General features: G+C 57.8%; 9 protein-coding genes. 4 read left to right on the forward strand and 5 right to left on the reverse strand.

Annotated elements, in window-relative coordinates; translation table 11 throughout:
* The first annotated feature begins 171 nt into the window (after window positions 1-171).
* Both JS536_RS04770 and JS536_RS04775 read left to right on the forward strand, forming a co-directional pair.
* Window positions 172-834: a TetR/AcrR family transcriptional regulator gene (locus JS536_RS04770; RefSeq protein WP_214355982.1), complete on the forward strand. Its 663-nt coding sequence runs from the start codon at window positions 172-174 to the stop codon at window positions 832-834.
* 150 nt (window positions 835-984) lie between these two features.
* Window positions 985-2,256, forward strand: coding sequence for an MFS transporter (locus JS536_RS04775; protein ID WP_214355983.1), 1,272 nt, complete (start codon window positions 985-987; stop codon window positions 2,254-2,256).
* A 78-nt stretch (window positions 2,257-2,334) separates the two neighbouring features.
* Here the strand turns inward: JS536_RS04775 and JS536_RS04780 are convergent, their stop codons facing one another.
* The 4 genes from JS536_RS04780 to JS536_RS04795 all read right to left on the reverse strand — a co-directional run bounded on the left by JS536_RS04780 (window position 2,335) and on the right by JS536_RS04795 (window position 7,075).
* Window positions 2,335-3,597 carry a HipA family kinase gene (locus tag JS536_RS04780; RefSeq protein WP_214355984.1) on the reverse strand — a complete coding sequence of 421 codons (1,263 nt, stop codon included), beginning with the start codon at window positions 3,595-3,597 and terminating at the stop codon, window positions 2,335-2,337.
* Window positions 3,598-3,744: 147 nt separating this feature from the next.
* A complete protein-coding gene (gene ychF / locus JS536_RS04785) occupies window positions 3,745-4,839 on the reverse strand; it encodes a redox-regulated ATPase YchF (protein ID WP_214355985.1) in 1,095 nt (364 codons plus the stop codon).
* Window positions 4,840-4,856: 17 nt separating this feature from the next.
* Complete coding sequence (proC, locus tag JS536_RS04790; protein ID WP_008783010.1) at window positions 4,857-5,657, reverse strand: pyrroline-5-carboxylate reductase; 801 nt, start codon at window positions 5,655-5,657, stop codon at window positions 4,857-4,859.
* A gap of 74 nt (window positions 5,658-5,731) precedes the next feature.
* On the reverse strand, window positions 5,732-7,075 hold the full coding sequence (locus JS536_RS04795; RefSeq protein WP_029679528.1) for an alpha/beta fold hydrolase: 1,344 nt from the start codon (window positions 7,073-7,075) through the stop codon (window positions 5,732-5,734).
* Between the two features lie 177 nt (window positions 7,076-7,252).
* Between JS536_RS04795 and JS536_RS04800 the strand changes: the two genes are divergently transcribed.
* Window positions 7,253-9,862 (forward strand): histidine kinase, encoded by a 2,610-nt coding sequence (locus JS536_RS04800; RefSeq protein ID WP_214355986.1) that lies wholly within the window; start codon window positions 7,253-7,255, stop codon window positions 9,860-9,862.
* Window positions 9,863-9,937: 75 nt separating this feature from the next.
* Complete coding sequence (locus JS536_RS04805; RefSeq protein ID WP_032684650.1) at window positions 9,938-10,684, forward strand: response regulator transcription factor; 747 nt, start codon at window positions 9,938-9,940, stop codon at window positions 10,682-10,684.
* 91 nt (window positions 10,685-10,775) lie between these two features.
* Here the strand turns inward: JS536_RS04805 and JS536_RS04810 are convergent, their stop codons facing one another.
* Window positions 10,776-13,418, reverse strand: coding sequence for an FtsX-like permease family protein (locus JS536_RS04810; RefSeq protein ID WP_214355987.1), 2,643 nt, complete (start codon window positions 13,416-13,418; stop codon window positions 10,776-10,778).
* Between the last annotated feature and the right edge of the window lie 18 nt (window positions 13,419-13,436).

Genomic DNA, 13,436 nt, shown 5'->3' on the forward strand with positions numbered 1-13,436 from the left:
AAAGTCATGTATTTGTCCTCAGACACATTGAATTGAAGCTCGATGTTTGTCGGTCTTTTTCATCCTGCCGTGTTGTGGATATTCAAGCACAGCGCATGATAGTCGATTCGACCATTTGACAGACCGACCGACGGTCTGTATGCTCTGGGGAAGAAAGGAAAGGAGGAGGTCATGGCGAACCATACGCACCACGAGGACACTGAACGACGAATCCTCGATTCCGCGCGAAGGCTCTTCGCCGAGAAGGGCTACGAGAAGACATCCATCCAGGACATCCTGAACGATCTGGGACTGTCCAAGGGCGGGCTCTATCACCATTTCAAATCGAAGGAGGCGATCCTTGATCAATTGAACGCCGATGAGTGGGCCGTCACCTCGCGTCTCCTCGACGAGCTCATCGAGCGTGATGACATGAGCGCGTTGGAGAAGTTGCGCGCACTCGTCATTTCCGCCGTGGACGCCCCCGATCACTTGGATCTCGTTCGATCCCAGCTCGCGCTTCTCAAGGATCCCGCGTTCTTTACCGCGAATATGCGCTTCTGGTCAACGAGACTGCCGGAGTCCTTCCGCTCGCTCATCGACATGGGCGTACAGGACGGTTCGATTCCCACAGCATATCCCGAGGAGGCGGCGCAACTGCTCTCGCTCCTCGGCAACTACTGGCTCATGCCCTGCTTCTACCCCGCCGACCGCACTGACATGGAACGGCGTATCCGCTGCCTCGCCACGATGCTCGACGCCATCGGCGTACCGGTATTCGACGAGACGCTCACCCTACGAGCGGTCAAGGGCCTCACGGCCCTGATGCCAGAGGGGGAAGCGGCGTCCGCATAGGCCGTACCCGGGCACGCTGGTTTGCACATTATGGCGCCCGAGCGAAAGGACGTTTGTGCGTCCTTTGCCGTGGCGCATTTTTTATCACCACAACAGACCGACGGTCGGTCTGAGTGGATGTCCATGAATACCAAGGAAAGGAACTCGATAATGACGAACACGTCCGAATACACGACTCAACCACAAAGCAGCCCAGCCGCAAACCCTCTTCGCGTACGCGACTTCCATCTACTTGTCGCAGGTCTCGGCATATCGCTCTTCGCCAACCTCATGTTGCGGTTCGCCATGTCCATGTGGGTGCTTGACGAGACCGGCTCGGCGGCGGCGTTCGCCTCCATCCTCACAGCGAGTATCCTGCCCACGATCCTGCTCTCGCCCCTTGGCGGCGTGGTGGCGGACCGCATGAACCGCCGGACCATCATGGTGACGCTTGACATGCTCTCCGCCGTAACAGTGCTCGTCTGCGCCATCATCTTTTCGGTCATCGGTTTCAATTTGGCGGCGATTGCTGTGATGCAGGTAGTGCTCGCCGTGCTCGATGCCATGGAGACGCCCACGGTGCAGGCGGCGCTGCCGCAGATGTTCCGCTCCCACGGCGAGGACGTGATGCGTCGCGCGATGGCCGTGGTGAACGTTGTGAACCAGACAAGTACGCTCGTGCCCGCCGTGCTCGGCGGCGTGCTCTACGCGGCGGTGGGCGCCATGCCCATGATGGGCATCACCATCGTGGGATTCGGCACGGCCGCAGTCGTGGAGTGCTTCATCCGGCTCGGCGCCCCCGAACGCGGTGGCGATGGGCGAACCTCCGCCCTGGACGACCTGCGCGCGGCCGGACGTTTCCTCACTCGCGAGCGTCCCCATGTACTGCATCTGGTGTTGATCTGCGCCGCGCTCAACTTCCTGGTGACGGGGTATGCGGAGGTCGGCTTCCCCTACATGGTGCGGACCGTACTGGGGTTCGGCTCCACGGCGTACGGCCTTGCATATGGTCTCGTGGGAGCATCCGGACTGCTCGGCGCGCTCGTCGGTGGGCGGGTCGCGAGGTCGCTGTCCATGCGGCGATTCCCGATGGCAATCGCCGCCTTCTCGCTCACCATCCTGCCCCAGGCGCTCGTCATGGCGCTTCCCTCCGGCGATGGAGTGCGCCTTGCGGTGCTCACGGCGAGCACCTGCGGAACCATGATCGCCATCACCCTCGCGAACCTCATCGCCGTGCCGGCGATCCAGATGGGCTGCCCCGAGGATATGACCGGCAAGGTGATGTCGCTCGCGCTCTCCACAAGCATGTGCGCCCAGCCTCTCGGGCAGATCGCATACGGCTGGGCGTACAGCGTTTATCCAGCGGGAGCGGTTCTGGCCATGACGTTCATGCTGGCCGTTGCCATGTTGCCATTGGTCGTACATGTAGCGCGGAGGTTCTAGGACATGCTCCCCGGCCAAGACCATGACACTACTCGACAATCACTTCTTAGGCGTTGGTGAGAACTTGAACTCGTCCGATTATCCCTTCTCAAGCAGGCTGTCGTTGAGAATCACGGGCGCGCTCTGGATTGCGGGTCGCAGCGCGTCGAGCTGGGAAGCGAGCTTCGCCTCGTCCACCACGGGGATGTCGAGCAGCGTACGGGCCGCGGCATGCAGGTAGTCGTTCAGTGCTTCGATGCGGCCGTCCTCAAGCGGATACGTCGGATCGTTCTCCAACGTGACGTCCAACGCCTTGCGCAGCATCTCATGCTGCGCAACCCCCATGATGACCTCGCACTGGTTGTAAAACGTCATGCGCGAGTTCGACGGCTGACGTTCCTCCAGCACCTTCGGGGTCCACGCACCATGCTCCCAATCGGCACGCATGTCGTTCTTGAACAACGACATGTTGTGATCGAACAAAGGAGCCGGACCGAGGATACGGCCAGTGCGGTTGTCGCGCAGGAACCCGTAGTTGTTGGCATGACGATCCTGATTGACGATGAGCGCATCGAAGACGAGCATCGTGCGCATCGCCTCGAACGATGCTTCCGACACAGCACGGGCAGCCGCGAGAATCTCCGGGAACGATGCGAGCTGCGTAGCCGCATAGAACGGCACGAACGACACGTCCTTTGTATTCATCGACGGACACACCGACGCCAGCTTGCCCTTCCAGCGAGCAATGCGATATTCGACCGCGTTCACACCGAGCTTTCGCGCCAACTGCGAGGCGAGATACTCGGAATACGGCTCTAGTCCGGCGTTCGCATACCCTTCGGAACCGGCCTTCCACAACTCCAATCCATTGCCCGTGTGCCGCCATGCCTTCGGGAACTGCCCGTCCGTTGTCCATTCGCTTGACAGGCCTATCGCATGCTTCTCACTCGACGTGTAGCCTGTGTACGCCACGATGGCAAGCGTCTCATCCAACGGATTGTCATACAGGTTGATGTTTGCGAACTTCAGATCCTCGTCGTCCCGTTCCACCCAGAACGAATCGTTGACCGACAACCCCTTGCACAGGTCGATGATGCCGAGCGTATCCGCGATGTTCAGCCCGGCCTGCGCAAGGATCTGAGCCGCGAACTCACGGTTCTTCGGGATGGTGCGCCGTTCCAGCCAAGCGGTGAGCTTCACATCATCCGGCTCCGGAGCCAACGGGAACGGCAGCAACGCCCGCTTCGACTCATCGAACCAGCGAATACGGGCCTCGACCTTACCGGCCAACAGCCCTTCACCGTACGCGGCATCAAACTGAAGCAGCGGGGTGTCATACAAACGCAACACATAACCGGTCATATCCGCTCCTCCAATCAGATGCCCAATGCACCGTGTCCATCACGATGCGACTCCATACGACAACAACTGAATACAGTATAGACGGGGGCCTTGGAATCACTGGAATTCCAAGGCCCCCGATGCTATCCGGCAATTACTACCTAGCAATCACTTGCTGACATTGAACTTGAACTCGACGATGTCGCCGTCCTGCATGACGTAGTCACGGCCTTCCTGGCGGAGCTTGCCCTCCTCCTTGATCTTGGCCATGGAGCCATCGGCGGCCACGAAGTCGTCGTAGGAGACGATGTCGGCCTTGATGAAGCCCTTCTCGAAGTCGGTGTGGATCACGCCGGCGGCCTGCGGGGCGGTCCAGCCCTTGTGGATCTGCCAGGCGCGCACCTCCTTGACGCCTGCGGTCAGGAAGGTCTGCAGGCCGAGGATGTCGAAGCCCACGCGGGCCAGCTGGTCGAGGCCGGACTCTTCCAGGCCGGCGTCGGCGAGCATCTCACGGGCGTCCGCCTCGTCGAGCTCGGTGAGGTCGGCCTCGAACTGGGCGTTGAGGAACACGGCGGGGGCCGGGGCCACGGAATCGGCCAGCTTCTTCTTGAGCTCGTCGTTGGCCAGTTCGTTGTCGTCCACGTTGAACACGTAGATGAACGGCTTGGCGGTCATCAGATGCAGGTCGTAGACGGAATCCTTGTCGAAGCGGCCTTCGCGTGCGGCCTTGTCGAGCGTCTCGCCGGCTTCAAGGATGGTCTTTGCCTGCTTGACCGCGTCCATGTAGGCCGGCTCGATCTTCTTGCCCCTCAGATCCTTCTCCAGCTTGGGCAGCGCGTTTTCGATGGTCTGCAGGTCGGCGAGGATCAGCTCGGTGTTGATGGTGTCGATGTCGTCGGCCGGATCCACCTTGCCGTTGACGTGGACGATGTCGTCGTCCTCGAAGGCGCGCACGACCTCGCAGATCGCGTCCGCCTCGCGGATGTTGGCCAGGAACTTGTTGCCCAGGCCTTCGCCTTCGGAGGCGCCCTTGACGATGCCGGCGATGTCCACGAAGGTCACCGTGGCGGGCACGACCTTTTCGGTGTGGACCAGCTTGGCCAGCACGGGCAAACGCTTGTCCGGCAATGGTACGATGCCGGTGTTCGGCTCGATGGTGGCGAACGGGTAGTTTTCGGCCAGCACGTTGTTGCGGGTCAGTGCGTTGAACATGGTGGACTTGCCGACGTTGGGCAGTCCGACGATTCCGATAGTAAGAGACATGGTTCCCTAGCTTAGTATTAGGCTTCGATGGCGTCGACGGCCTTGATGACCGCACCGCGGAACGCGCTTTCCTCCAGCGAGGTCACACCCTTGATTGTGGTGCCGCCCGGCGAGCAGACGGCGTCCTTCATGACGCCCGGATGGGTTTCGTTTTTGAGGTATAGCGCACCGACGCCTTCCACCATCTTCGCGGCTAGACGGTAGGCGGTGGCACGTTGCAGGCCGTATTTCACGCCCGCGTCGCCGAGCGCCTCGATATACATGTCGGTGAATGCCGGTGCGCAGCCTGCGATGCACATGCCAATGCCCATATGCGCGGAATCAACGCGTTCGATGAGGCTGATCGATGAGAACAGCCGCTCGAACACTTCGGCTTGCGTGTCGGTCAGCGTGTTGTCGGCTTCGGTGACGAGTACCCCCTTGCCGACGGCCATCGGCGTGTTCGGAATGGTGCATTGGATATGCGCCGCGTTGAAATCGGCGCCGAACAAGTCTCGGTATTTGTCAAGATCCCAGCCCGCCGCGATGGATACGACGAATTTGTCTTCGTCGGCAATCGCGCCGATGACTGGCTTGATGACACTTTCGATTTGGTACGGTTTGATGGCGATGACGACCATGTCGGACGCTGCGACGACTTCGGCCGCGTTGTGCAATGGCTTTGCACCCACTTTCATCGTGGTCTTTTCCAGCTTGTCGTAATGCGCGGCGCAAGCCACGATGTCGGCACCGTCGACGGCGCCGGCTGCGACGAGTCCTTCGGCGATGGCCTGCGCCATATTGCCGTATCCGATGAATCCGATGGTTGGATTGGACATGGTGTCCTCCTTGTCGTCTTTTCTAATGGACGTAATTGTTTTGGATGCGATGGTTTCGGAGAATTTCGGGAATGTCAGAACAGTTCTTCCAGGTCTCCCCTGTTCAACGCCTCGTCGAACAGGTGCTTGAACACCACGGAACCATGTACGCCGTCGTGCTCGAATTCGTTGGTGGTCCAATAGTGCGATCGTCCCACACGGGACAGCGTATCGAATTGCAGACCGGAGTCGACATACATGTCGTCAAAATAGACGGCAGCCTGCAGCGGAACCTCATTGCGAGCCAACTGATCGGCATCGTAAATCGTGCCGAAATGAGTGTCGTCCATAAGCACATCCATGGCTGGTTTGAACGGACGCAACGCACGTTCCTGCTCGAACATCCACGGGAACATGGCCTCGCCGGTGAAATTAAGCGGACGAATGTCACCCGCGAATTCCGGATGCTCGCCGCGCACGCGCTGTGCGGCCCAGCAAATCGGCGCTTCCAGCTCACCGTTGGCGTAGATGAACTCCTGCAACGGCCAATACAGCGGGCGAGATGAAGTCGCATCCATCACGGAAGACAGGAATTCGTCAGACAGTTCCGCCGAGGTCGAGGCCGACCCGTCGCCGTCAAGGAATGCCTGGTCAAGAATCCAATGCACGCGTTCGAAACTCGGCTTCATACCGAAATCGGATCCCAAGCATTGGAAGCGTTCCACCGTGAGCGGATCGCCGTTCGGCAATGTGACCTTGCGCGATTGCAGAATGTCGGCGACGACCGCGGCACGTTCGATATCGATCGGGTAACGCTCGTAGAACTGCTTCGTCTTTGCCGCCATGCGCGGGAACGTATGACGGTACACGTCGGTCGCATCGGCAGGAACATGAGGAATGCCGCCCGTGGTGAAACTGGCGATAACTCCTTGCGGGAACAGCGAAAGATACGTCAACGTCAGGAATCCGCCATAGCTTTGGCCAAGCGTGACCCAACGTGCGCCCCCGAATTCGGTACGACGCAGATGCTCGAAGTCACGAACGATCGAATCGGCGAGGAAACGCTTCAAAAACGCGGCACCGGCCTTGCCGTCGCCATCCATGCCCTCAATCACATGCGTATCGACACGAGACGAACGCCCAGTACCACGTTGATCCGGCAACACCACACGGAAATGCTTGATGGCCTCCTCAATCCAACCATCGGAACTTGGACCGAGCGGACGCGGACCGGAACCGCCGGGACCGCCCTGCAGGAACACGAGCAGCGGCAGGTCGTCATGCACATGTTCGGGAGCGGCGACCACACGGTAGAACAGGCTAATCGATTCGCCATCGAACCCATGACCGGGCTCGTGACCCGTCCAATCCAACGGCACCTTGATGGAACGATCCTCAATATGCAATCCGGGCACGTAGTATTCGCTCAGCAACGTCATGCATTCACCTTTCCTTTGGCGTCATCGGCATATTCAATGCGAGTAGTGACTTTTTGATGGCTTCCATCTCACCCACATGCGGGGACAACCTTACCTCACAAAAGCGGCTTTATCTTACCGCTATTTCATTCCTGCGCATGATGGCGTCACAGCATATCTGGCGCTAGGGTGGAACGTATGTCGAATTTCAAGCAGCGTCTCTTGTCGTGGATGCATGGTCATGTCTTCGCAGGCGATCTCATCATCACGCTTGTTATAGGTGTTCTGCTGTTCGGCGTGACCAGCGGCATCACCTATAATCCGGGATTGCTGTTTGACCTTAAGCCTTCCACGCAGATGGCATGGGAAGCGGCAATGCTTATTCCGCTGCTAATCCGTCGATGGTGGCCGCAGACCGGAGCGTTGCTCTGCGTGGCATTGACCTTGGCGCATCTCATATTTGGCCCCTGCCTGTTGGGCGCCGATATTCTGGCATTGTTCATGCTGTATTCAGTGATCGTCTACGGCAATCCCAAAAACACGAAAGCCTTCATTATTCTGGCGTTGACCATCGGTCTTCTGGCTTCGGCGCTGGCGGCATGGACCATGACCAATGGACCACTGCTCACCGGAGGCAAAGTGCATACATGGAGCAGCTGGAATGACTCAAATCCAAATGGCGTTATGGTCACGGAAGACACTCTCGGTTCCATCTACACAGGAACATCCATATCGGAAGTCGCCGACATGGTGGCGCATTCCATGCTGGTGCTGACGCCGATTTTCGAAGTATGTATCATTTCCACCGTCATTGTAGCGTTCTGGCAGCGTGCCCGTCTGGCAACCATTCGCATGATGCGGGAACGCAATGAGGCAATCGCCGCGCGAGACCAGGATGAACGCGATATCGCCGCGTTGGCGGAACGCGCACGCATCGCACGTGACATGCACGATGTGGTGGCGCACACCCTGTCAATCATCATCGTGCAGTCTGATGGCGGTCGCTATGCAGGCACGCATGATCCCACGGTGGCCAGAAACACCATGGAGACGATTCGACACGAATCGGAACGCGCACTGCATGACATGCAACGTCTTCTGGGAGTATTCGGGGGTTCGCCGCACGCCGATTATAACGATATCGGCAATCTTGTGGAACAAGCGCAAAACGTCTCCCCCGACATTCGAATCCAACGGAATATCACCGGCACCGCCAGCCCGGAACAACTCGGTGAACAAGCCTCGATAGCTTCCTACCATATAGTGCAGGAGGCGCTGACGAATATCCGCAAGTATGCGGGGCCACACGTCGATGTGCACATTAAAGAGTCATGGAACAACGGTTTGCTCACTTTGACCATCGCCGACAATGGTCGTGGCGCGGCAGCCAATGTCGACGGGCATACGCCAGGGTACGGCCTGTTGGGCATGAAAGAACGCATCGAATCAGCCGGAGGCTCATTGCAGGCTGGCCCTCAACTCGGCGGAGGCTTCGAAGTCATGGCCACTCTGCCTTACGGCGGTAAAGAACAGGTAACAGACGAAACCGGCGAACAGTATGCCTCGAAACAGTCCGAATCGTGCAACACAACTGCCATATCCAGCAAAGCGAAATTATCCGACGAAGCAATCGCACCTCACACAGTCGTCAACATATCGGCGCGAATCCCAGATCAACCATCGAAGCAGACGCAGGAAACCAACCAACCAACCGGTCGCGATCATCGTTCGAATGCCCTGCAACATTTGCGCATCACCGCACCCAATCTGCATGATTTGCTCAAATCGTTGAAACTGAAATCCGTAGAACTTGCAAATACATCCAATTCACGAGGACTGAATTGGGTGGAACGTGTTTCCGTGTGGACGCAGCGCCATTATGCGCTCATGGATTCCGTTGGTGCCGTGGCATTGGTCATGCTGCTGAATCGCATGTCGATTACGTTCTTTTTTGATAGTTCACCTCATGTGCAGCTCTCTCATGCGATCGCCGCATGCTGCTTGCTGGCGCTGGCTCTTCGACGCAGGTTCCCCGAGACTTGCGCGCTTATTGTGTTCGTATTGTCGGTTGCGCAATTGGTGTTTTTGGAATCGATTGAGGTTGGACATATCGTAGCGTCGCTGTGTGCGCTGTATTCAGCCGTATTGTATGGGCGTGAACACGCATGGCGTTGGACCGGTCTTGCCGCCGCTACCTGTTCGGTGCTGATGGGCTTGAAAATCGCGGCTTATCAACACGGATACACTACCTTGTTCGGCGCCATCGCCGCTTTTGCAGGCTTGACGAAACCGGTTTCAGTCACTTCAAGTAATACGGCGGCGTTCTTTACCGGCGTTATGTATACGGTTGCAGTGCTGATGCTGTGCGCCGGCATTATGGCGTGGGCACGTTGGGCTCATTCCAGTGATTCAAACGCACTGGTGTTGCAGGCGCGAGAGGAAGCGCTAGTGGCCGAGCAGGAGAAGCAGCGTATTCTCGCGGCGAATATGGAACGTGACCGTATCAGTGCCAGCATTCAGGCTGAGGTCACTGCCACGTTGAACAGCGTGATTAACCAAGCCGTCGATGGTATCCGCATGCTGGATCGCGCCGAAGCACAAGGCAAAGAGCCTACCGCCGACGAGATTTCCACAGCGTTCAAAGCCATTGGAGAACAGGGGCGCGCCGCGCTTAAACGTATGCGCGAACTGCTTGGCGTGCTTCGTGAGACTGGTTTCAGCGATGACGCTCATGCCGGTAGCGCGAGCGAACTACAGTTGAGGCCCGCAGCACCGCTGGAGGAGCAGCTGCAGCGCGCGTCTCGATAGCCGGTTCAAGTTTTCAGGGAGATTTAAGGGTTTGTTTCGCGCTGTGAGCGGAACAATGCCGATAAGGTGGAGAGTATGAGTGAAGAACAGAAGATTCGTGTGGTCATTGCCGATGATCAGGAATTGGTACGTGCCGGTTTCGCCATGGTGATCGGGTCCCAACCTGATATGGCGGTTGCGGCGCAGGCTCGCGATGGTGCAGAGGCTGTGGCGTTGGCGGAAACGCTGCATCCTGACGTGGTGTTGATGGATGTGCGTATGCCCGGCATGGATGGTATCGAGGCGACTCGGCAAATCAGTGCGTTGCAGCATCGCTTTGCTGCCGATGGAACGCAATCAGAAGTCACTCATACCAAAGTGATCATTCTGACGACATTCGATTTGGATGAATATGTTATGGCTGCGATCACTGCCGGGGCTTCCGGTTTTCTGCTGAAAGATACGGAACCGGAAACGTTGTTGAATTCGATTCGCACGGTTTTTCAAGGTAATGCGATTATCGCACCGTCCGCCACGAAACGTCTTATCGAGAAAATGATGGAAGGCGATTTCATGGCTGCGAATGTTGGCGCACATGGAAATTCCACTGCTTCTTCCACTTCTGATTCGACGTACACCGATCCGGAATTAGATGAACTGACCGATCGCGAGCGCGAAGTGCTTATTGAGATCGCGCATGGATTGTCGAATCAGGAGATTGCCGATAAGCTTTTCATCAGCCTGCCGACGGTGAAAACGCATGTGGCGCATATTCTGGCGAAGATCAATGCGCGTGACCGTGTGCAGGCGGTGGTGTTCGCTTACGAAAACCATTTGGTCTGATTGATTTGTTGTTTTGCGTATGCATGATACGCAAAAAGGACTCCTACCATGTTTGTGGCAGGAGTCCTTTTCGTTGTGTTTGCTATGAAGCTTAGGCTTCGGCGAGCGCCTCAACAGGAGGCGTGCTCACTGCCCTGCGTGCGGGGAATACGCTGGCGAGCAATGCTGCCACGGCTGCCACGGCGAGTACGATGCCGTTAATGCCCCATTCGAACGGGAACACCACTTTGCCGTACATACTGAACACCACGTATGCGCCCAGCCAGCCGAACAGGGTGCCAAGTAGTACGCCCGCGATGCCGGATACCAGCGAGATGAGCAGGGCTTCCACCGCAAGAGAGCGTCGCAGCTGGCCTCGGGTCATGCCGATGGCGCGCAATGTGGCGGATTCTCGGGTGCGTTCGATCACTGACAGCGACAGCGTGTTGGCCACGCCGACAAGTGCGATGAGCACGGCCACAGCGATCAATCCCACCAGAAGCATCATCATGGAGTCGATCATCTTCGCCCATACGATGCGTTCGGCGATCGGTCCTGTCACTGTCGCATCAGCGCTCTTCTCCAATGCGGCCTGCATGTCGTTGTAGATGCCGTCAACGGAAACTCCTGACTTGTCAGTATCTGCCTTGACCAGCAACACATGGGTGGCGGCATCGAGGTCACCATTGGTGAAATGGCTTTCATCCACGAATCCGACAGCTCCATACTGTGCGGATACGCGACGGTAGTCGGCTTGGTTTGCTTGCAATGTCAGCGAACGCGTAGTGACGCCGTCCTGGTTCCATTCGGTAGAGAAATCAGCCGTGCCATTGGCGAACTGCAGTTCCTTGCCGGTTTGCGCATTGTATGTTGGCATGAGCACGCTATCACTGTCGATGGAGGCGTTACCCAAGTTGGCACGCATGACCTGCTTGACCTGATCGATGTTCTTCACACCGACCAGCAATGCGGACGTAGGCTGGGTTCCATCCGCTTTCTCCAAGGTCACGGAAACCGCCGGCGCATACAATGTGTCGGACACGCCGTTGATGTCGGCTACATCCTTGACCATTTGCTGACTGATGTCATCGCCCATGGCCACGATGTCGACGCTATAACGGGTGGCGAGCGCACCATTCATAGTCTCTTTGGCGCTAGCGGCACCGGTTGCAATGGTGGAAACCAGGGTGACGCCGATGAGCAGAGCGGCACCGGTTGCTGCGATGCGTCGCGGATTCTTCTGAATGTTGGCGTGCGCAACCGTTGCGGAAGGGCCTGTCAGTGAGGCCAACGCTCCAACGCCCTTCATGAGGGCCGGCATCCAAAACACCGCGGTGACTACCATGCCGAGGAACACCAGTGCGGCACCGGCGATGGCTATGAGCAGAATCATCGTGAATTGATCGCTGTTCGCTTCCTCGCCGCCATTGGTGGCTTGTACCTGCCAGATGGAAAATACTGCCATGGCGATACCGACTACCACCATCAGAATACCGATTATGGCTCGCGTGAGGCTGGAACGACGGTTGTCGGTCAGTTCGATCGGGCGCAATGCCTCCAATGGTGTCACCGCAGTAGCGGAACGTGCGGATCCCAAGGATGCGAGCACCGTCACCACAATACCGAAAAGAATGGGTACGACGGCGGCTTGCCAAGAGAAATTGAATCGCATACCCTCTTGCATGATGTCGCTGACGCACATGCCCCACATGAGCAGACTTCCCAGCACCACGCCAAGCACGGATGCAACGAAGCCAAGCACTGCCGCTTCGGACAGCACGGAACCATACAGCTGGCCTTTTTTCGCGCCGATGGTGCGCAGCAAGGCGAGTGTGCGGCGGCGTTGCGCCACGAGTACTTGGAACGTGTTGGCGATCACCAGTGCCGCCACGAACATGGCAAGCACGCCGAAGCACATGAGGAATGTGGTGACGATGCTGGTTTGGTTGCCGGTTAAGGATTTGATGCTTTCGTCACTGACCTGCTGTCGCGGCATCAGATCGAAATGCTTTGGCAGCAACGCTCTCACACTGTTGATGGTTTTTGCGGATGCGCTGTTTCCATCCAAGGCAAGGTCGAGGTATACCGTTGTTGTTCCGGTGGTGTTGAAATCGTCCGTTCCCTGCATTGCGGCAAGCAGATTGTTGGATCCTACGATCGCACCGCCATAGTACGAGTAGGCGCCGTTCGGGTCGGAGGTGAGTCCGACCACGCGCACGTTGTCCGCTTTGGCTTTGCCATCGGTGCCTACCCCATATTGGGAGGTCAGGCTTACTGTGTCGCCAATGCCGACGTTCAGCTGTTTCGCCATGTCTTCCGGCAGTGCGACTTCGTTGGAGCCCTTCGGCTGGTCCCCTTCCGTAATATTCACGGGAAGCATGTTCTTCTGTGCCGCGGTGGAGATGATCTCACCGCTGATGGTGCTGTCTCCTTTGGAAATGCTGACGCCGGTTTCCACCGAGGCGCGGACGCCGTCGACCCCTTCGATGCCGGCGATCTGGTCGAGATGGAAGTCGCCGACAGTGCTGGAGTACGCTTCGTTGAGTTCCTCATCACTCAAGTCGGAGCTGTTGACGGTCACCGCATAGTTGGCGTTTCCGAACATGGCGGTCAGCCGCCGTGTCAGGGAGTCGTTCATGGCATTGCCGAACAGGAAGGTGCTGGCGATGAACGCCGTGCCGATCATGATGGCGATGCCTGCGGGTATGAGCATGCGCCTGGTTTTTCGCATGAGTTTCAAAGTGATGGACCACATGGTGAATTCTGTTCCCTT

Source organism: Bifidobacterium sp. SO4 (assembly GCF_018555355.1).
Taxonomy (GTDB): Bacteria; Actinomycetota; Actinomycetes; order Actinomycetales; family Bifidobacteriaceae; genus Bifidobacterium; species Bifidobacterium miconisargentati.